We start from the raw sequence: 18,637 nt of genomic DNA on the forward strand, positions 1-18,637 counted from the left end.
GCGCTTTTTTCAAAAATTTGAAAGCAAGGCGATTTTGTTTTATTCGCCCTCAATATAATAGACGCTATCGCCTGCTTCTATCTCGGCTTGGCCCTGCGTCAAATCCGTCATCCACGCGATAAAAGCTTCCGCCTCCGGCTCCACCGGCAAACAGCTGACGATGACGCGGTCGGTAAACGCCGTGCCGCCTACGCGTATGCCACGGCCGTGCAGCTCGTTCTCCAGCTTGCCATACCAAGTATAGTCAACGGAAACCCGCACCTCGCGGTGCAGGACGTTGACGATCTCATCGGCTGCTTCGATTCCGGCAACTGCGCCGTCCGTGTAAGCACGGACGAGTCCACCAGCGCCTAGCATCGTCCCGCCAAAATAGCGGGTGACGACGACGGCGATATTTTTGAGACCTTTGTGCTTAATGACCTCCAAAATCGGCTTGCCCGCCGTGCCGCTAGGCTCGCCGTCGTCAGACTGCTTCTGGAATTGGTCGCGCTCCCCCACCATATAGGCGGAGCAGTTATGCGTCGCGGTTTTGTGCAGCCGCTTGATTTCGTCAATAAACTGCACCGCTTCTTCCTCGGTCTCTACCGGCTTTGCATAGCCAATAAATCGCGAGCGCTTGATGACAATTTCGGCGTGGGCCTGCTGCCTAACCGTTCGGTAACGTTCAAGCTTCATCAGGAATGCTGCCTGAAACGACGCCTACAGGCGCGCTTCCAGCTCCGCTTTCTCCTTCTCGTAGCCCGGTTTGCCCAGCAGCGCGAACATGTTTTTCTTGTATGCTTCTACGCCCGGTTGGTCAAACGGATTTACGCCGAGCAGGTAGCCGCTGATGCCGCAAGCCTTCTCAAAGAAATAAACGAGGTAGCCGAAGGTGTATGGCGAGAAATCCGCAATGTTGACGATAAAGTTAGGAACTTGTCCGTCAGTATGCGCAAGCAGCGTGCCTTCAAATGCTTTTTTGTTGACGAAATCCATCGTTTTGCCCGTCAGGAAGTTCAGGCCGTCCAGATCTGCATCGTCATGGCCGATGGAAATGTGCTCGGACACTTCTTTCACTTGAATAACGGTTTCGAAAATGTTCCGGTTGCCCTCTTGGATGAACTGGCCCATCGAGTGAAGGTCTGTCGAGAAATCAACAGAGGAAGGGTAAATCCCTTTGTAGTCTTTACCTTCGCTCTCGCCAAACAGCTGCTTCCACCACTCCGATACGAAGTGAAGCGAAGGCTCGTAGTTCACGAGAATTTCAGTTGTTTTGCCTTTGCGATACAGCGAGTTGCGGGCAGCCGCGTATTGGTAGGCTTCATTTTCAGCCAGATTCGGGTTGCTGTATTCTTTGGCAGCGTCAGCCGCACCTTTCATGATTGCATCAATATCAACGCCAGCTGCTGCGATTGGCAGCAAGCCTACAGCTGTCAATACGGAATAACGGCCGCCAACGTCATCAGGAATGATGAACGACTCGTAGCCTTCTTCGGATGCGAGCTTCTTGAGCGCGCCTTGCTGTTTGTCCGTCGTTGCATAAATACGCTTGCGGGCAGCTTCCTTGCCGTATTTTTTCTCCAGCAGTTCACGGAACAGACGGAAAGCGATCGCTGGCTCAGTCGTTGTGCCGGATTTGGAAATAACGTTGATTGACCAGTCGCGGCCTTCAAGCAGCTGCGTCAAATGCGTCACGTAAGTGGAGCTGATGTTGTTGCCGGCAAAAAGCACTTGCGGCGTCTTGCGCTGCTCATGCGGCAGCAGGTTATAGAAGGAATGCGACAGCATTTCGATCGCTGCACGCGCGCCCAGGTAAGAACCGCCGATGCCGATGACGATCAGCACTTCGGAGTCCGATTTGATTTTTTCAGCCGCTTGCTTAATGCGGGCGAATTCTGCTTTGTCATAATTTTCAGGAAGGTCAATCCAGCCCAGGTAGTCAGAGCCTGTACCCGTGCCGTTATGTAGTTGGTCATGCGCAAGGCGAACTTGCTGCGTCAAGTTGTCGATCTCATTTTGCCCAATAAAAGTTAGTGCTTTGCTGTAATCGAAATGTACCGTTTTACTCATAAACAAATAAGCCTCCTTAGGAATATAAACAGCATCTCAGCCGTTTTCAAAATATTGTACGACTAACGGCGAGGCTCAAGCTCCCCCACTGATAATCAACATCATATATAGCGTCAAAATCTACAATATCGGATTTAAACTATAAAAACAAGCTTATAACAATGAAATCTTGGTGAAGAAACCGTATAATGAAAGGAAAACGCTAGCCATGGGAGGAACCTTTTGATGAAAACAGCAGCATTTATCGGACTTGGTGTAATGGGTATGGGAATGGCGGCGAACCTGCTGCGCAAAGGCTACAGTGTCACCGTGTACAACCGTACACCCGGAAAAGCGGCAGCGCTTATCGAGCTTGGCGCCACAGAAGCCTTGACTCCAGCTGAAGCAGCCGCTGGCAATGACGTTGTCATTACGATGATCAGCAATGATCAAGCAGTGCGGGACGTTTATTATGGTGAAAATGGGATTTTCAGCGCCGTCCGTTCCGGAACTGTACTTATCGACAGCAGCACTATCTCGCCAAGCCTGGCGCGCGAGCTAGCGGCAACCGCAGAACAGAAAGGAGCCTCGTTCCTTGATGCTCCGGTTACAGGCAGCAAGCCGGCAGCCGATGCGGGAACGCTTGTATTTATGATTGGCGGCAGCAAGGCGGTGCTCGACGCCAATGACGACATTTTGCTGGCAATGGGCGGCAAGCTCATCTATATGGGACTAAACGGCAGCGGCTCCATCGCCAAGCTGGCGCATAATACAATTGTCGGCATCAACGTTGTGGCCCTGACAGAAGGCATGGCGATTGCCGCAAGCGGCGGGCTCGACAGCAATGCGTTTCTAGAGCTGGTGCAGGCCGGCAGCGCATCGAGCAAATCCGCTGAGCTGAAAGGCCCTAAGCTGATCAATGCCAACTACGATGTGCAATTTTCACTGGAGCTGATGCTCAAGGATCTCAAGCTGTCCTCCGTGCTGTCAGACAGCCTGCGTGTGCCTACCCCGCTGCTTGAGTCGGCGAAGAGCATGTTCCAGGTCGGCGAGTCGATGGGGCTGAGCGAGCTGGATATGTGCGCCGTAGCGCAAGCTTACGAGCAGTATATCGGGCGCAAGCTCGGCGGCGGCAGCCTGTAGGCCTCTTGCGTGCCAGGCTTGCCTTATATATTCCTTTGATTATAAAACCGGGTACGGCTTGTCCTTCTAAAGAGACATGCCGTACCCGGTTTTATTTTTGCAAGGCGAAGCGGTCATTCGCTCCTCCTTAATAATATGGCGATATCATCAAATACACGACAACACCCGTAAAGCTGACGTAGAGCCAGATGGGCATCGTCCATCTCGCGATTTTGCGGTGGCGCTCCACCTGCATCGAGAGGCCTCTGGCTACAGATATGAGCGCCAGCGGCACAACGACGATTGCCAGTAAAATATGCGTGATCAGCACGAAGAAATAAATGTTTTTCAACGCCCCTTCACCGCCGTATTTCGTCGATTCCGTCAGGTAGTGGTAGGTCACATAGGACACCAGAAACAAGGTCGTCGAGACGAATGCCGCTCCAATAAAACGGCGATGCAGCTTGATGTTCTTTTTGATTATCGCAACTAAAGCGACGACCAGAGCAATAAACGTAAAGCAGTTAAAAATCGCATTGAGCAGCGGCAGCAGCTTCACATTGAAGCCAAGCTCCCCGTCATAGGCCGGCAGAAAAAACAGCACCGTCACAAGCCCTACGATCACAACGGTCAAAATCGCAATCAGCGGCGTATAGTTTTTGTCCGGCAGCAGTTTAAGCGACTGCTCCTGTTCCCTTTTATTCATCGCTTCTTCCTCCTACAAATATGCTTCATCTTCAAGGTGAAACGGCTATCGCCGTCCTCTGGCGGCGTAGCGCGCTTCAGTCCGAGAAATATAGAGAAAGGATGAAAAATCATATACTTTCCTATATTTCAAGGTGAAACGGCTATCGCTGTCCTCTGGCGGCGTGGCGCGTTTCAGTCCGCGAAATATAGAGAAAGTATGGTGAAATCATATACTTTCCTATATTTCAAGCGGAAAACAACAGCTTCCTTTCCGATTATGCCATGCCAAAGGAAGATTTTTCAGACGTTTATGTCACAAAAAATCGAATTCTGGGCATGAATTAGAAAAGTTGACACATATGAAGCTCGATCCGGGGACAATGCTGCTTATACCGAATGAAGCTCCCGATAATCCTGCGGGGTCAAGCCGTACACCTTCTTGAATACTTTGATAAAATAAGGCGCATTCTGGTAGCCGACTTTACTGCCGATTTCATAGATTTTCAGCTTTGAGTTGCGGAGCCAATAGGCTGATTTCTCCATGCGAATCCGCTGAATATAATCGCTCAAGCTTTCATCGGTTGCCGCCTTATACACTTGAGAGAGATACACGGGATGCAAAAAAACATGCTCTGCGATCATCGTCAGGGAAATCGTATGTGCAAGCTGCTCGTCAATGAATCGCTGCACCTTCTTAATGAGCCTGGATTGGCTGCCCATTGCCTCAGTCTCAAGCGCGCTGCGCATGTTTTCCGCCAATCTCAGCAGCTTATCCCGCAGCATCCGCTGCTGTCTTAAAGACTCGAATGCCATCATGTGCTGTTCCTCTATTTCCAAAAAGTCAAACAAGCCATACCCGCTTTTATGCGCAATAAAGCTAAGTGTGCCTGTAACGGCACAATAAACCTCCAATGAATGCTCCGCAGAGCCATCAAACTCGGTCTCAAGCTCATCGAAAATCAAGCCCAGCTTCTCCATAAAGGAATCCCATCTCCCCGACTCCAGCAGATCTGGCAGCAGCGGCGGCTCATACAAATGCTTGAATGTACGGACCGGCGCCAGCACACGCTGCTCGCCGAGCGAGAGAAACAATCCCCTGCCAGCGCCAATATGCTTGAGATAAGCCGTCAGCGCCAGATGATAGGAGGATGACAAATGCTCGGGAAACGGCCCCCAAGCACTAATGACAATCGAGATTGACCCCTTCAAATATCGCTGCACCTGCTCCTGTAAATATAGGCAGCGACGCATAAGCTCCTGCTCCGCCATTGCGCCAGCGATGCTGCTGCTTCCATCCAAAGCCTGCACCACGACGGCCAAATAGTCACGGGAATCGCTGCACATCCATATTTGATAAAAATCGCTGAGCACCTCCTCGGCAATATTGCCGACCGCATATTCGAGCAAAGCCCGATCATTGTGCCCATATTGGAAAAAAGGCTCCTCCAAACGGATGAGCAGCAAACTGGCAGCATGCTCCAGCGAGAAAGGAAGCGCGAGCTTCTGGAGCCTCTTTTCTAAAGCAGCTGGTGTGATCGCCCGATTTTCGAGCAAATCAATCAGCAAATTCCGCTGCAGCAGCGGCAAATTTTCCCGTAATGCCCGCTGTGTGTTATCACGCGAAATGGCTGCTTCCTTTTCCTTCTGTACAGCCAGCAGCACCTTCTTAACTGCGCTAATCAAATCCTCGTCATTGACCGGCTTGAGCAAATAATTAGAGGCGCCGCTAGTCAGCGCTTGCTTGGCATATTCAAATTCGGCATAGCCTGTCAGCAAAATGACAGCGGTCGAGCTTGACGATTTTCGCACGCGCTCCATTAGTTCTAAACCGGAAATGCCCGGCATCCGTATATCCGTAATCATCAGATCAATGGAGCATTTGCGCATAATGGCCAGCGCATCCGAAGCTGAAAAAGCTTTATGAATCTCAATGTCGGCCATACCGTATTCAAGCAGTGTTGCCGCAACTCCTTCAACTACGGAACGCTCATCATCAACGATCAAAAGCTGGTACATGGCCGAATCTCCTTTTTTCTCCCGACATACTTACAGCGTCCTGTGCAGCCTTCATTCGCTCACTCATACACTCCCGCTCGCTCTCACTCGCGTTCGCTTGGAAGGGCACTCCACCGTATCGTTGCGCGAAGGCCCCCTTCAGCGGACTGCTCCAGCGTGAGGCCAGACTTTCCGCCGTATTTATGAACAAGCCGCTGATGGACGTTGCGCAGGCCGCAGCTCTCGTCCAGCACCGCATTAGAGCTGATTTTCTGCCGCAGCAGCCGCAGCTCCTGCTCACTGAGACCCACACCATCATCTTCACATACGATTTCATATCCCTGCTCGCCAATTAAGCCAATAACCCTAATCATGCCTGCCCCTTCTCTTGGCTCTATGCCATGAATAATGGCGTTCTCAATAATCGGCTGCACGATCAGCCTCGGCAGCTTGAGCTCCAGCATCGCATCCGGAATATTAATTTGAAAGTGGATACGGTCCATTCTCATATTTTGAATCGACAAATAGTTGTGGATCAGCTTGATTTCCTCTCGCAGCGTCGTTTCCTGCTGATCTACATGCGTCGTGTAGCGGTAATAGTCGCCAAGCTTGACCGCCATCGCCATTACCGCGTCCCGCTCGCCAATGCGCGTCATATTTTTAATGAAAAATAAACAATTGTATAGGAAATGCGGATTAATTTGCGATTGCAGCTGCTTCAGCGTAGCTTCTCTGGCATGCAGCTTCTCGGCATAGATGCTGTTGATTAAATGCTGGATTTGCTCGCTCATCAAATTGAACTGCTCAAATAAATAACCGAATTCATCATGCTTGCGGCTGCCAACACGTACGGAATAATCGCCCCTGCGCAGTCGCTTGGCGGCCAAATACAGCTCCCGGATCGGAACCTGCACATTACGATAAAGCAAAAATGCGGATAACACGCTTATGAGCAAGATTAAACTCAGCGATAGCCAAAACCAATTTCGGCTAGAGGTTATCGGGGTTAGAATGTTCTCCAGCGGCATGTATTCGATTAAATACCAGCCTGTAGCCTCCGACTTGGCATAAAGAATCATATACTGTTCGTTTTGCAGCGAGGCTAGAAAAGTCCCTTGCTTGACATCCTCCTTATTTTTCTCAAACAGAGGCAGCAGTTCATTAATTCGCTTCATGTCCGCTGTACGCGCAACGATGGGCGCTTCATTTTCATGATATAAAAACGGGTCGCCGGGGCTGTCCGCCTTAAACCGGGTCAGCATATCCGTAATATCTCTCGTATCGACCCGAATCTCGCCTACCAGATCAGCTTGCTCCAAATCCTCATAAACGAACAGCGGCTCCACAATTCGATAAACGAAAGCGTTCGGTATTCGGCTATTATCCTCTGCGGAATAAGTCCAGATGAAAGGCTTGAGCCCGCCTCTGTGCACCATATTGACGAATTTTTGCTTGTAGGAAATCGAGTTATGCGTACTGACTACTTCTCCTGAAAGGGGCGCAAATAACGTATAAGCACGCTCCAGGATGCCTGCCTTCCCTTTAATCTCCAAATCCTCCTGCACGCTCAGCTTTGCCTCAAACAGCTCGGAATCCGTGCTGGAGGGGGTCAGCGATATAAAGGTCCGTACTAGCGGCTCAATTCCTAAGTTATTGACTGAGATCATATATTGATCGAATTCAGCATCAATCTGCTGTACAAAAAAAGAAAGCTTGTCCCCGCTGTTTTGCCTGATCTGCTCTTCTACAACATGAATGCTTATTTGGTTCGAATAGGAATACAAACCGACAATAGGGATGAGCAGCAGCCCCATAATGGCTAATATTTTTTTGAAAATATTTGATTTCTCCATTACGGAGCCTTCCTCCCTGAGCAAGAAAAGCGCCCTATTCCCCTCCTTAAGGGAACGGACGCTTTTGTTGTTTGCCTGATGTTAGATTGTTGGATGACTTATTTTTGAACAGCGGCATACCATTCATTAACCTCTTCGGTAATGGTGTCCCCAGCAGAAGCCTTCCACTGTGTGACGAACGTGTCAAAGGAATCAATCGGACTGCCGCCATAAATGATTTTATTAAACGTTTCCTTCTCGCTTTTGTTCAGGAAATCCCAACGCTTCTTGTAGGTTTTGGTCGGAGAGCCAATGTACAGATTAGGCATCGCATATTCCCGCTGGCTGTAGTTGACAGCACCCGCGGTAATGTTTTTATCCAGCCCTCTGGACTGCTTCTGCTCGAACGCTGTAACCGGCTCCTTGCCGCTTGCCAAATCGTTCATCGTCTCCATAACCAGAGAAGGGATGCGGGCCCCATCAAACAGCAGGGTATACTTTTCAACATTCATAAGCGGCTTGTCTGCCGGAAACTTAGCTTCATCCCAGACTGGCTGCCCATCCTGAAGCATAAAATCATAGCCTTCTTTAAAGCCGTATTCAAACGGACTTCCCGGCTGCGGATTGCCCTGCTGTTCATATAACAGATTGGCATACATAAAAAAAGCTTCCGGATGCTTGAAGTCCTTATTAATTAAAATAACGCCATTGCCCGTACCCGATTTGCTGCGGCCAATTTTCCCATCCGGTCCAGCAGGCAGCGGATATGCGCTGTAGTCGGCATTTTTATCCACCTCTTTAACCGCTGGCAGCGGCCAGCCTCCTGCCCAATACGGAGCAGCAACGATTCCCGCCTTGCCTGATGAAAATAATTCAGCCGCCTTGCCCTCATCGTGCAATCCCGCTTCCTTGTGGATGTAGCCCTTCTCCATCCACTCCTTCAGCTTCGCAAGCACCGTCTTCACTTCGGGCGCAATCGAGCCGTATGCAAGCTTGCCTGTCGCGGCGTCCAAATTCCACTGCCCCGGCATCGCACCGTAAGCTCCGAACAGGAAATCCGCATCAGCGAGTCCCCATGTGTTCATGCCATTTTTCAAGCCAACAGCCAGCCCTACGGTGTCCTTCTTGCCATTACCGTCTGGATCGGCATTCGTGAACAGCTCCATCATTTTTTCCATCTCTTCGATCGTTTGCGGCGCCTTCAAATTAAGCTTTTTCATCCAATCATCCCTGATCCATAAAACGGTATCATTATTGTTGGAGTAATCGAGAATCGGAATCGCGTACCGTTTGCCATCACGAACATAAGGATACCAGACTGTTTCGTCTTCCGCCATCGCTGATTTGTAGGCATCGCCCGCATACTTGTCAAACAGGTCTCCAACGTCAGCGAACTTGCCGGAATCAATTAAGGCATCAATAACATCCTGGGAGCCCCGGTATTGAATAATATCTGGAAGATCCTCGTTTGCGGACAAAATCAAGCGGATTTTCGTATCAATCGCACTGCTGTCAGCCGTCCATAAATAATTGAGATCGATATTGAACGTATCCTTGACCCACTGGATATGAGGATTATTGTTGATATCCTCCCCGGCGCGAAACTTCACATCAGTGGTCATCTGGCGAACGATATTGATTTTAAGCGGCTCCTCGTATTTGCCCGCTTTCATCGCTTCAGCTGCGGCTTCCACAGCTTGCGGCTGCGATGCGTTATTTGACGCTTCCTCATTTACTGCCGATGAGCAGGCGGTCAAAGCAGTCATACCCAGCATTAAAGCGCTCAATAAGGCGGTCGTTTTTCTCCAGCTTTTATTCATCATAGATACTCCCCCTATTTAATGGCTCTATTCCTTCACGGAACCGAGCACAATCCCTTTAACGAAAAATTTTTGCAGAAACGGATATACGATAATAATGGGCAGCGTAGCAATAAAAATTTGCGCCGTTTTCACCGTCCGGTTCGACAGCTCCTTCATTTCATCCGCATTGACACTCATGCTGCTTAAGTCCCGCTGGACTACAATCGTCTGCAAAAGCGTAGACATAGGATACTTTTCGGCATGAGTCATGTAAATAAGTCCATCAAACCAAGCATTCCAGTGACCGACCATTGTAAAGAGGCCAATCGTTGCCAGTGATGGGAGCGATATCGGCAAATAAATTTGCCATAATGCGCGAAAGTGGCCCGCTCCATCGATAAACGCCGCTTCCTCCAGCGCTTTCGGCACCGATGTGCGGAAAAAATTCATCAATAAAATCGTATTATAAACGCTAACGGCTCCCGGAAGCACAAGTGCCCATACCGTATTGAGCAGCCCCAGCTTTTGTACGACGATATAACCGGGAATCAATCCGCCGCTAAACAGCATTGTAAATACGAAAAACCAGGCATATATATTTCTGCCCCTGAATTCAGAGCTCTCTTTAGACAAGGCGTAGCCAATCAGAATCGACAAGGAGAGCGCAATCGCTGTGCCAAGCACCGTTCGGATGATTGAATTTCCAAAAGAGCCGATAAAAAAAACATTCGTCAATGTAGACTTATAAGCATCTAGGGAAAAACCGATCGGCCACAGTTTTACCAAATTGGCATCGGCTGCCGCCGCGGTACTGAACGATACCGCAAGCACATGAAGGAGCGGGGCTATACACATGAAGGACAACAGGGCTAGAAAAGCAACGTTGAATGTAGAGAAAACACGATACGAAATTGAACGATGAAACATGCCGCTCCCCCCTTAAAAAATACGATAATTGGCCAGCTTGTAGGCAAGCCTGTATGAAATAATAATCAAAATAAAACTCACTAGCGACTTGAACACGCCTACCGCTGTGCCGAAGCCAAAATCGCCGCCTAGCAAGCCTACTCTGTAAACATAGGTGTCGATAATATCTCCTTTTTCATAAACAAGCGGGTTGTATAGATTAAAAATCTGATCGAAGCCGGCATTCAAAATGTTGCCAAGCGATAAGATCCCAACCACAATCGTAATGGGCAAAATCGATGGTATCGTAATCGAAAGGGTCTGACGCCAGCGATTCGCTCCATCAATAAGCGCCGCTTCATAATATTCGGGATTAACACCCGCAAGCGCCGCCAAAAAGATAATGGTCGAGAAACCGAAATCCTTCCATACATCGCTGACAATGACCGTAAATCTAAACCAATTCCCATCGCCAAGAAAAAAAATCGGCTCGATTCCAAACACCGCAAGCAGCTGATTGACAAGCCCGCCATCTGTAGAGAGCATATCGAGCAAAATGCCCCCAAGAATGACCCAGGATAAAAAGTGGGGCAAATAGACGAGCGTTTGCACAAACCGTTTAAACAGCATTTTACGCACTTCATTGAGCAGCAGCGCAAAAACGAATGGAACAATGAGATGCGCTACAATTTTAATGCCCGCGATCAGCAGCGTATTCCATATCACTTGCCTTGCATCCGGATATTCAAACATCAGCTTGAAATTTTCCATGCCGATCCATTCGGAATCCAAAAATCCAAGCTGGGGCTTATAATCCTGAAAGGCCATAATGAGTCCGAGCATCGGCAAATAGGAAAAGATCAGAACAAGGACAATTCCCGGAATGAGCATGACGTGCAACGGCCAAACAAGCTTGAAATTCCACCTCCGCATCGCTCTTTGTTTCAATAGCTTCCCCTCCATTTAACCTTCTTCTTGTTTATTGTTAGCGGTTACAGAAGCTATTGTAGCTTTCTGGAGCAACGCGGAGATATAACAATGTTTTAGGATTCATGTTGCATAGTTAAGGAAACGTCCAGTGAGGATAATAATGAGGAGCAAGATGGAATGAAAAGGATGGAGGAACGGTGATGGACAATCATGAACGACGACGATGAATGTCCATGAAAGACGATAAATGACCTTGAACGACTATAAATGACTATAAAGAAAAATGTACGACGAAAAGGGCTGCTCCGCATATGCGAAGCAGCCCTTTCCTTGATTTGTGATTCTTATTCGTAAATGTACGAGCAGCAGTAGTCCGCTACCGTCGCAACTTGAAGCTTGAATTTCGTGTTGGCAGGCACAGTGAACTCGCCTTTGCCTTGAATGTGCAGCCACTCCGTCTCGCCTGGAAGCAGCACTTTCAAATCACCAGCAAGAATTTCCATAATTTCTACGCAGTCCGTACCGAACTCGTAGTCGCCTGGCAGCATAATACCGAGCGTTTTTTTCGTTCCGTCCGCGAACAATACAGCGCGGCTTGTTACTTTACCGTCAAAATAAACGTTAGCTTCTTTGACGACCGTTACATTTTCAAATTGAGACATGGCGGGTATAATCTCCTTCTATTTCGAAAATTAAAGTACGGATTTCACTTTGCTTACAACGTTCTCAACCGTGAAGCCATATTCAGCAATGACGCGGTCGCCAGGTGCCGAAGCGCCGAAACGGTCGATACCGATAATCGTGCCTTGATCGCCAACATAACGCTCCCAGCCGAATGGGGAAGCCATTTCGATAGCAACGCGAGCTTTAACTTCAGGAAGCAATACAGAATCTCTGTAAGCTTTGTCCTGCTTCTCGAACAGATCCCAGCTCGGAAGGCTGACAACGCGAACTTGAATGCCTTCTTCTGCAAGAGCTTTCTGAGCAGCAACAGCCAGTTGAACCTCGGAGCCTGTAGCAATGATTTGCGCTTGTGGCTTGCCGTCTTTTGCATCGGATACAACGTATCCGCCGCGGCGAATGCCATCGCGAGCGTTATCTACAGAACCTTCAAGAATCGGCAGGTTTTGGCGAGTCAGAACAAGCGCTACTGGATTGCTTGTGTTCTCCAGCGCATAAGCCCATGCTGCGGAAGTTTCGTTGCCGTCAGCTGGACGAATAACCGTCAGGTCAGGAATGATGCGGATCGAAGCAAGCTGCTCGATTGGCTCATGTGTAGGACCGTCTTCGCCGACAGCAATACTGTCATGCGTCAGTACGTATACAACAGGAAGCTTCATCAGAGCTGCCAGACGAATAGCTGGACGCAGGTAGTCGGTAAATACGAAGAACGTACCGCCGAATACTTTCAGACCTGTATGAAGGGCAATACCGTTCATTGCAGCAGCCATACCAAACTCACGAACGCCGAAATAAATATTGCGGCCATCGTAGCTGCCTGGCTTGAACACTGGCAAGCCTTTCAGGTGAGTCATTGTCGAGCTTTCAAGGTCAGCGGAGCCGCCAACAAGGCTAGGAACATTTTTCGCTAGGCCGTTCAGGGCATTACCAGAAGCTACGCGAGTCGATACAGGCTTGTCTTCTGTTGTGTAAACCGGAAGGTCTGCATCCCAGCCAGCTGGCAATGAACCGGAAGTTGCGATTTCGAATTGAGCAGCAAGCTCAGGATTCGCTTTTTTGTATTCAGCAAACAAAGCATCCCATTTTGCATTGGACTCTTCGCCTTGCTTCTTCACTTCTGCGAAGTGTGCGCGAACCTCGTCTGGTACGAAAAATTGATTGTCTTCTTCCCATCCGTAGAACTGCTTAGTCAGCTTCGTTTCTTCAGCACCCAGCGGCGATCCGTGAGGACCTGCGTGTCCGCCTTTGCCGCCTTTGTTCGGGCTGCCGTAACCGATAACGGTCTTAACTTCGATCAAAGTCGGTTTAGCATGGTCTGTTTGCGCTTCTGCAACCGCTTTGGACAATGCATCCAGATCGTTGCCGTCTTCTACGCGCAGCACTTGCCAGCCGTAACCTTCAAAACGCTTCTGAACGCTCTCCGAGAAGGACAGGCTCAGTTCGCCATCAAGGGAAATATCATTTGAATCATATAGGACAACCAGTTTGCCCAGCTGCATGTGACCAGCCATGGAAGCCGCTTCATGCGAAATACCTTCCATCAAATCGCCGTCGCCACAAATGGCATAAGTATAATGGTCGATTACGTTAAAGCCTTCTTTATTGTAAGTAGCAGCAAGCTGTGCTTCTGCAAGCGCCATACCAACGCCCATAGCCACGCCTTGTCCCAGTGGACCAGTCGTTGCGTCAACGCCAGCTGTGTGGCCAAACTCAGGGTGACCCGGAGTCAGGGAGCCCCATTGACGGAAGTTTTTCAGTTCCTCAATTGGAAGATCGTAGCCGGACAGGTGCAGCAGGCTGTAAAGCAGCATGGAGCCATGCCCTGCGGAAAGTACGAAACGGTCGCGGTTTACCCAAGTCGGGTTAGCCGGATTGTGAACCATGTTTTTAGCGAAAAGCTGATAACCCATTGGAGCTGCACCCATAGGCATGCCTGGGTGTCCAGATTTTGCTTTCTCAATCGCATCGATCGCAAGCGTACGGATCGTATCAATCGAAAGCTGGTCAACTGATTTTTGAGTAACTGTCATTAGCTTGTTTCCTCCTAAAATCCATTCTGGTCTTCTTGTTTTAAATGTTGCTCTCTCTTTAGAAGCATGGCAAGGTGAAACGGCTTTCGCCGTCCTTTGACGGTAAAGCTTCCGTTTCGAGGGTGCAATATAAGCCCATTTATAAGTGTGAAACTTATAAATTCTTATATTTTGAAAAAGAACTTTCCTGCGGAAAGCCTGCATTTTTCAACATGCTTATAGGTGGTGCGCAATTGAACACAATGGCTTTGAACATTGTAACACCCGCCAGAGCAGTTTGCCTATTAAAAAATATTGATAAATAACCGCGAAAAACCTAATTAAATACGACAGTCTTATTATGATGAACGATAATCCGGTCCTCAATATGCCATTTAACTGCACGGGCAAGAACGACACGCTCAATCGTGCGTCCAATCCGCTTCAAGTCGTCCACATTGTCCCTGTGGCTAACCCGCTGCACATCCTGCTCGATAATCGGACCGCCATCCAGCTCCTCTGTTACATAATGCGCCGTAGCGCCGATAATTTTCACGCCGCGCTGGTAAGCTTGCGCATACGGCTTGCCGCCAACGAAAGCAGGCAAAAAGGAATGATGGATATTAATAATGCGATTCGGAAATTGCTCGATAAATTTCGGTGAAATAATTTGCATGTAACGGGCAAGCACAATAATGTCTGCTTTATCCGCAACGACCTCCATCTGCTTGCGCTCCGCTTCGGCTTTCGTATCCGCAGTGACTGGGATGTGATGGTAAGGAATGCCGAAGCCTTCAACCATTTCGCGCATATCCGGATGATTGCTGACAACCATGGCAATATCGGCGTCAAGATCGCCGGCTTTCCACTGCCACAGCAGCTCCATTAGGCAATGATCTTCTTTGGAAACGAAAATCGCCAGGCGCTTTTTGCGGCTTGCACGGAAAGTATGCCATTTCATATCGAAACGGTCGGCAACGCGGGCAAAATCCTCTACTAATACGGGCAGCTCCTTGTCGAGGTCAGCCAAATCGAACTCAAAGCGGATAAAAAACATTCCGCCCTCCGGGTTCATTGTGTACTGGTCGGACTGCACAATATTCGCTCCATGCTCATATAGAAAATGGGAAACAGCTGCTACGATTCCGGAACGGTCTGGGCAGGAAATGAGCATGCGAGCCCGTCCGCTCTTGGCGGACGGCTGCTGCGATATAGATGGTGATGACATGTATTTCAAACTTCCTTCCTTCAACTATTATCTTCATACTATTCATCATTTATAAATCTTTATATTTAGAGCACAGCTTTGCCTGCAAACCATGCTGTAATCCGTTGATTTATTTGCTCTTCCGTCAGTGCTGACGACAATACGCCGCCTTCAATAATGAGGTCGTAAATCCGCTCCATTGGCTCGCGCGGATCAGCTTTTCTCGCTTTGGCATCCGCCTTGAGCAGTTCCCATGTCGATAGCACGAATGCACGGTCAATGCCTTGCGGAGCAAAAAACTGCTGGAGCTTCGCAACATCCTCCAGAAAACTGTCGCCAAACCGCTGCTGGACTTCTCCGCGCAGCAAGGCGATTTCTACTTCGTACATCGGACGCTCCGTTTTCGCATCCTTGCCAATCCATGGCGTCTCCAATACGAATGGAAGCCCTTTAAGTGCCTCATGATGGACAATGGATTGGATGGCATCATAGCCCAAATATCCCGAGCCTATCGGCGTATGGCGGTCCTTAGCCGCTCCACGCGGATTTTTGCTGTCATTCACGTGGACTACTGCAACTCGGTTAAGCCCTACCAGCTTGTCAAACTTGTCCAGCACGCCGTCCAAATCATCAACAAGATCGTAGCCCGCATCATGCATATGGCATGTATCCATACAAATGGTCAAGCGGTTGTTGCTTTGCACCTTATCAATAATCGCTGCCAGCTCTTCAAAGCTGCGGCCGATTTCCGTGCCTTTGCCGGCCATCGTCTCAAGCGCAATATTGACATTCGTTTCCTTCGTGCCTTCCAGCACCGCATTCAGCCCTTCGGCGATACGGCCAATGCCATATTCAGCATCCTTGTCGGTATAAGCGCCTGGGTGCAGCACGATGTTTTGCACACCAATGGCAGCGGTACGGCGGATTTCCTCCTGCAAAAATTCAACAGCCAGATTATAAGTGCTGTCCTTGTAGGAGCCGAGATTAACGATATACGGTGCATGAACAACAATCTCATCAATACCTGCTGTTTGCATCAAAGCTTTGCCTTCTTCAATATATAGCGTGTCAATCGGCTTTCTTCGCGTATTCTGCGGTGCGCCGGTATAAATCATGAATGTGCTGGAGCCATAAGAAATGGCCTCCGTTGCTGCGGTCTGCAGCCCTTTGTCCGAAAATGAAACATGGGAACCGATTTTCAACATCGTTATATAACGCCCCTTTCGGTTTATCACACCTATTTTACAAGGAATGTCGAAATAAATCTAGGAATACGCTATAATTCATCCATGAGGTGAAAATTGGATATGAAATCAGCTCCTGATTGGTTTATGTATTTCATCATTTTCTGGGCAATCGTCATGGTCGTATTCATGGCAATCGGCGGTTTCTTTATGTTCCGCAAGTTTTTGAAGGTGCTCCCTCAGCGGGATGGCAAGTCAAAGCTCGATTGGCAAAATTATTGGGTGGACAGAAGCCGCAGCATGTGGACCCAGGAGTCGAAGCTTTTTCTTGATGAGCTGGTCGCGCCTGTCCCATCTGCGTTTCGAGATATAGCGAAACACTCCATAGCTGCAAAAATCGGTCAAGTGGCTATTGAATATGACGCCAAAGAGGTCACAAGGGCACATTGTGTAGAAGGATACATACGAGCTACACCCAAAAGAGACTACAAAGTACTCGTTACCTTTCTCGAGAAGCAAGGCATTGATTACAGCCCTTTCAAGCATTTGCTCAACAAATAGCGTTTCTTAGGAGCTGCGGGGAAATTAGTACCCGCTTTTGTTGACAAAATCTCCACGGTTTTGGGAGTTTTGTCAACAAATTAGCGGTACTTTATTTCGTCGCAGTCTCTTAGTTCTATCATTAAACGATTAGCCTGGCGCTGGCTGTTTAACGAGTCTTTCGTCCGTGTAAGAACATGTACGAGCACGGCGACGGCTCGCTCTGATCTCTTTTTTTTGGAACCTATTGCGATCAGATTTCGTTTATATTGCCAGGAGGTGCTTCACAATGACAAAAAATAATAAAACAAAAAAAAGCAGCTTGATGGTGACGAGCTCCCTATTAGTAGCAATTATGCTCGCAACCGCCGCTTGCTCAAGCAATAGCAATAATGCTCCCGCTGCATCCAGCAGCCCGGTTGCCACAGACGAGCAGCCAGCTACTGTATCGCCAACACCAGAGGAAAGCGCGGCACCATCACCGAGTGATGGCGGTAGCGTAACAGAGCCTGGCGAAGCGTCGCCAGAAAGCAGCTCAGGTACAGACACACCAACCGCCAACCCGGATTTAAAAACTGGTGAAGGTGTATTCAATGGCATTATCGACACCCACTCCATTGAAGTAGATACGCCAAGCGGCACCATCGTTTTGCAAATTAATGATGAGCTGCTTGATGTCATTAATTCGCTGCCAGAGAAAAGTAAAATTAAATACCAATATGTTGAAAAAGATTTAGACGGCTTCACACAAATGTGGGCGGAGAAAATCGAGAAACAATAATCGAAAGCTGGTGGATGCATGCGGATCGCGGTAGCTGGTGGTACTGGTTTTGTCGGACAAGCATTGGTCAAGGCTCTTCTGGAGCGGCGTGATGAAGTATGGATCATTTCGCGCTCTGGACGAAGCCAAAACTCGCCTGTAGGAAAAGGCCTCCATTATGTAACATGGAGCGAGCTTGCCGAGCATCCTCAAAAGCTGGAGGGAATTGACGCCATCATTAACCTTGCTGGCGAATCCATTAATCAAAGATGGACCGCCCAGGCTAAGCAGCGGATTCTAAGCTCCAGACTAACTGCTACCGCACGCATCGCCCAAATCGTCCAAGCTCTAAAAGGCAAACCGAAGGTTGTCGTTAATGCTTCAGGCATTTCAGCCTATGGGCTGTCAACTACCGAAACCTTTGATGAGTACAGTCCGACTGCCGTAACAGACTTTTTGTCTGAAGTGGTCAAGCAATGGGAAAAAGCTGCTGATGCGATTAAGGTAGAACGTCTCATTAAGCTAAGAGTAGGCGTCGTCCTGAACAAAACCGGCGGTGCTTTCCCATTAATGGCACTGCCTTATAAGTTATTTGGCGGTGGACGAATGGGCAGCGGGCAGCAATGGATATCTTGGATTCATCTCGAGGACATTGTCCGCCTCATTATCTTTTGCGTAGATCAGCCAAATGTGAACGGCCCAGTTAATGCTTCTGCTCCAGAGCCTGTTACGAATGACAGCTTTGGAAGAGCGATTGGCAAAGCGATGCATCGGCCCCACTGGTTCCCGGTTCCCGCTTTCGTCATGAAGGCTGCGGTCGGCGAGCTTGCAACACTGCTCCTTGATGGACAGCGGGCACTTCCACGTGTCGCCTTGGACAATGGATTTGTTTTCCGTTATCCGACTGTTGAGAGCGCCATGGAGCATATGTATAAAAAGTCCTAAGCCTGCGCC

At 48.9% G+C, this 18,637-nt stretch carries 17 protein-coding genes; 5 read left to right on the forward strand and 12 right to left on the reverse strand.

Features of this window, described 5'->3' with window-relative positions; all coding sequences use genetic code 11:
* Window positions 1-39 precede the first annotated feature (39 nt).
* Together AC50X8_RS09090 and AC50X8_RS09095 are read right to left on the reverse strand one after the other, a co-directional pair.
* Window positions 40-675, reverse strand: coding sequence for a YigZ family protein (locus AC50X8_RS09090; RefSeq protein WP_056041365.1), 636 nt, complete (start codon window positions 673-675; stop codon window positions 40-42).
* Window positions 676-699: 24 nt separating this feature from the next.
* Entirely contained in the window at window positions 700-2,049 is a 1,350-nt protein-coding gene (locus AC50X8_RS09095; RefSeq protein ID WP_056041363.1) for a glucose-6-phosphate isomerase, read from the reverse strand.
* A gap of 225 nt (window positions 2,050-2,274) precedes the next feature.
* Here AC50X8_RS09095 and AC50X8_RS09100 point away from each other — a divergent pair, with 225 nt between their 5' ends.
* The gene (locus AC50X8_RS09100) at window positions 2,275-3,171 is read left to right on the forward strand and encodes an NAD(P)-dependent oxidoreductase (RefSeq protein WP_056041361.1); all 897 of its coding nucleotides are present in this window, start codon (window positions 2,275-2,277) and stop codon (window positions 3,169-3,171) included.
* Between the two features lie 127 nt (window positions 3,172-3,298).
* Here AC50X8_RS09100 and AC50X8_RS09105 read toward each other — a convergent pair whose 3' ends face one another.
* The 8 genes from AC50X8_RS09105 to tkt form a co-directional block, all read right to left on the reverse strand.
* Window positions 3,299-3,856, reverse strand: a complete 558-nt coding sequence (locus tag AC50X8_RS09105; protein WP_056041359.1) for a DUF420 domain-containing protein — start codon at window positions 3,854-3,856, stop codon at window positions 3,299-3,301.
* Window positions 3,857-4,224: 368 nt separating this feature from the next.
* On the reverse strand, window positions 4,225-5,853 hold the full coding sequence (locus tag AC50X8_RS09110; protein WP_494879418.1) for a response regulator: 1,629 nt from the start codon (window positions 5,851-5,853) through the stop codon (window positions 4,225-4,227).
* Window positions 5,854-5,936: 83 nt separating this feature from the next.
* Entirely contained in the window at window positions 5,937-7,685 is a 1,749-nt protein-coding gene (locus AC50X8_RS09115) for a sensor histidine kinase (RefSeq protein ID WP_494879420.1), read from the reverse strand.
* A 98-nt stretch (window positions 7,686-7,783) separates the two neighbouring features.
* A complete protein-coding gene (locus AC50X8_RS09120; protein ID WP_494879422.1) occupies window positions 7,784-9,487 on the reverse strand; it encodes an extracellular solute-binding protein in 1,704 nt (567 codons plus the stop codon).
* A gap of 24 nt (window positions 9,488-9,511) precedes the next feature.
* On the reverse strand, window positions 9,512-10,393 hold the full coding sequence (locus tag AC50X8_RS09125) for a carbohydrate ABC transporter permease (RefSeq protein ID WP_056041352.1): 882 nt from the start codon (window positions 10,391-10,393) through the stop codon (window positions 9,512-9,514).
* A 12-nt stretch (window positions 10,394-10,405) separates the two neighbouring features.
* Complete coding sequence (locus AC50X8_RS09130; RefSeq protein ID WP_494879424.1) at window positions 10,406-11,335, reverse strand: ABC transporter permease; 930 nt, start codon at window positions 11,333-11,335, stop codon at window positions 10,406-10,408.
* 311 nt (window positions 11,336-11,646) lie between these two features.
* Complete coding sequence (gene ppnP / locus AC50X8_RS09135) at window positions 11,647-11,964, reverse strand: pyrimidine/purine nucleoside phosphorylase (protein ID WP_046233271.1); 318 nt, start codon at window positions 11,962-11,964, stop codon at window positions 11,647-11,649.
* 30 nt (window positions 11,965-11,994) lie between these two features.
* Window positions 11,995-14,013: a transketolase gene (gene tkt / locus AC50X8_RS09140; protein ID WP_056041349.1), complete on the reverse strand. Its 2,019-nt coding sequence runs from the start codon at window positions 14,011-14,013 to the stop codon at window positions 11,995-11,997.
* 74 nt (window positions 14,014-14,087) lie between these two features.
* On the opposite strand from tkt, the gene AC50X8_RS09145 reads away from it, so the two are divergent.
* Window positions 14,088-14,318: a hypothetical protein gene (locus tag AC50X8_RS09145; protein ID WP_494879426.1), complete on the forward strand. Its 231-nt coding sequence runs from the start codon at window positions 14,088-14,090 to the stop codon at window positions 14,316-14,318.
* Between the two features lie 11 nt (window positions 14,319-14,329).
* On the opposite strand, the gene purU is transcribed toward AC50X8_RS09145, so the two are convergent.
* Together purU and AC50X8_RS09155 are read right to left on the reverse strand one after the other, a co-directional pair.
* The gene (gene purU, locus AC50X8_RS09150) at window positions 14,330-15,220 is read right to left on the reverse strand and encodes a formyltetrahydrofolate deformylase (RefSeq protein ID WP_056041348.1); all 891 of its coding nucleotides are present in this window, start codon (window positions 15,218-15,220) and stop codon (window positions 14,330-14,332) included.
* Window positions 15,221-15,285: 65 nt separating this feature from the next.
* Entirely contained in the window at window positions 15,286-16,404 is a 1,119-nt protein-coding gene (locus AC50X8_RS09155) for a deoxyribonuclease IV (protein ID WP_056041346.1), read from the reverse strand.
* A gap of 102 nt (window positions 16,405-16,506) precedes the next feature.
* On the opposite strand from AC50X8_RS09155, the gene AC50X8_RS09160 reads away from it, so the two are divergent.
* From AC50X8_RS09160 to AC50X8_RS09170, 3 genes are all read left to right on the forward strand, one after another.
* Window positions 16,507-16,944, forward strand: coding sequence for a DUF2621 family protein (locus AC50X8_RS09160; protein ID WP_494863082.1), 438 nt, complete (start codon window positions 16,507-16,509; stop codon window positions 16,942-16,944).
* A gap of 268 nt (window positions 16,945-17,212) precedes the next feature.
* Complete coding sequence (locus AC50X8_RS09165) at window positions 17,213-17,704, forward strand: LytA/YqiH family protein (protein WP_494879428.1); 492 nt, start codon at window positions 17,213-17,215, stop codon at window positions 17,702-17,704.
* An 18-nt stretch (window positions 17,705-17,722) separates the two neighbouring features.
* On the forward strand, window positions 17,723-18,628 hold the full coding sequence (locus AC50X8_RS09170) for a TIGR01777 family oxidoreductase (protein WP_056041340.1): 906 nt from the start codon (window positions 17,723-17,725) through the stop codon (window positions 18,626-18,628).
* Window positions 18,629-18,637: the final 9 nt, after the last annotated feature.

This window comes from Paenibacillus sp. JT22N15, from assembly GCF_059383755.1.

Coding starts and splice junctions, on each gene's coding strand:
- AC50X8_RS09160 (WP_494863082.1), top strand. CDS start 16,507: ATGAAATCAGCTCCTGATTGGTTTATGTATTTCATCATTTTCTGGGCA.
- AC50X8_RS09120 (WP_494879422.1), bottom strand. CDS start 9,487: ATGATGAATAAAAGCTGGAGAAAAACGACCGCCTTATTGAGCGCTTTA.
- AC50X8_RS09095 (WP_056041363.1), bottom strand. CDS start 2,049: ATGAGTAAAACGGTACATTTCGATTACAGCAAAGCACTAACTTTTATT.
- AC50X8_RS09130 (WP_494879424.1), bottom strand. CDS start 11,335: ATGGAGGGGAAGCTATTGAAACAAAGAGCGATGCGGAGGTGGAATTTC.
- AC50X8_RS09170 (WP_056041340.1), top strand. CDS start 17,723: ATGCGGATCGCGGTAGCTGGTGGTACTGGTTTTGTCGGACAAGCATTG.
- AC50X8_RS09165 (WP_494879428.1), top strand. CDS start 17,213: ATGACAAAAAATAATAAAACAAAAAAAAGCAGCTTGATGGTGACGAGC.
- purU (WP_056041348.1), bottom strand. CDS start 15,220: ATGTCATCACCATCTATATCGCAGCAGCCGTCCGCCAAGAGCGGACGG.
- AC50X8_RS09155 (WP_056041346.1), bottom strand. CDS start 16,404: ATGTTGAAAATCGGTTCCCATGTTTCATTTTCGGACAAAGGGCTGCAG.
- AC50X8_RS09090 (WP_056041365.1), bottom strand. CDS start 675: ATGAAGCTTGAACGTTACCGAACGGTTAGGCAGCAGGCCCACGCCGAA.
- tkt (WP_056041349.1), bottom strand. CDS start 14,013: ATGACAGTTACTCAAAAATCAGTTGACCAGCTTTCGATTGATACGATC.
- ppnP (WP_046233271.1), bottom strand. CDS start 11,964: ATGTCTCAATTTGAAAATGTAACGGTCGTCAAAGAAGCTAACGTTTAT.
- AC50X8_RS09110 (WP_494879418.1), bottom strand. CDS start 5,853: ATGTACCAGCTTTTGATCGTTGATGATGAGCGTTCCGTAGTTGAAGGA.
- AC50X8_RS09115 (WP_494879420.1), bottom strand. CDS start 7,685: ATGGAGAAATCAAATATTTTCAAAAAAATATTAGCCATTATGGGGCTG.
- AC50X8_RS09105 (WP_056041359.1), bottom strand. CDS start 3,856: ATGAATAAAAGGGAACAGGAGCAGTCGCTTAAACTGCTGCCGGACAAA.
- AC50X8_RS09100 (WP_056041361.1), top strand. CDS start 2,275: ATGAAAACAGCAGCATTTATCGGACTTGGTGTAATGGGTATGGGAATG.
- AC50X8_RS09125 (WP_056041352.1), bottom strand. CDS start 10,393: ATGTTTCATCGTTCAATTTCGTATCGTGTTTTCTCTACATTCAACGTT.